This is a genomic window from Salinicola sp. MH3R3-1 (assembly GCF_001937155.1).
Classification (GTDB): domain Bacteria; phylum Pseudomonadota; class Gammaproteobacteria; order Pseudomonadales; family Halomonadaceae; genus Salinicola; species Salinicola halophyticus.
The window spans coordinates 1-973 of sequence record NZ_MSDP01000091.1; the positions used below are offsets into that span (position 1 = coordinate 1).

At 56.5% G+C, this 973-nt stretch carries 1 rRNA gene; it reads right to left on the reverse strand.

Going from position 1 to position 973, the window contains the following annotated elements:
• Positions 1-689: 689 nt before the first annotated feature.
• Positions 690-804: ribosomal RNA gene (gene rrf, locus BTW08_RS18495) — 5S ribosomal RNA — on the reverse strand.
• Positions 805-973 lie beyond the last annotated feature (169 nt).

Genomic DNA, 973 nt, shown 5'->3' on the forward strand with positions numbered 1-973 from the left:
CTGCGGTACGTGTCACGCCCAGGTGCTGGCCCAGCTGCTGACCGGAGTGGTAATTGCCGTCGCCGAGCAAACGAATCAGGTCACCGATACTCATCTAGGAACGCCTGCCAATAAAAGCCACATTCTAGCGAAATCCCGCCTGCCTCGTAACTTCGCGAGCTACCGCCACGCTCGACGCCATGAACGCCATACTCTGTTCTACATTACGACCTGGATGGCGCTTGGTGTAAGGAGCGATCCCGCCGACTCACTCGAGAGCTTTCATCAGCCATAAAAAAACCCCGGCCTGTTGGCTGGGGTTTGGGATAGATGCCTGACGATGATCTGGCCGGCACACCGGGACTCTTCATGGGGAGCCCCTAAACTCATGGAGAGACCCCTAAACGAATGAACCCCGACCAGCGGCCGGGGTTCGAAATCCATGCGCTATCGGCTCTGGTTTTCTTCAGACATAAAAAAACCCCAGCCTGTTGGCTGGGGTTTCGGATAGATGCCTGACGATGATTGGGGCGGCCATCCGTGGGCCGGCACTCCGGGACTCTCCATGGGGGGCCCCTAAACTCATGGGGAGACCCCTAAACGAATGAACCCCGACCAGCGGCCGGGGTTCGAAATCAATGCGCTATCGGCTCTGGTTTTCTTTCCGGCATAAAAAAACCCCAGCCTGTTGGCTGGGGTTTCGGATAGATGCCTGACGATGACCTACTCTCGCATGGGGAGACCCCACACTACCATCGGCGCTAAGCGGTTTCACTACTGAGTTCGGCATGGATCAGGTGGTTCCCGCTCGCTATGGTCGTCAGGCAAAACTGACGTCGGAATGATGGGTTTTCATCGCTTACCCAACCCTCATTCCAACTGATTCGGATCATGCTGACTGAGCTACATCTCATTACCTGCCCGCTCTACGAGGCAGCGCGTATCCTGCGTTGTCGGTGATCGTTCACCGATCCGACTTTGCCCTTTCTTGCCA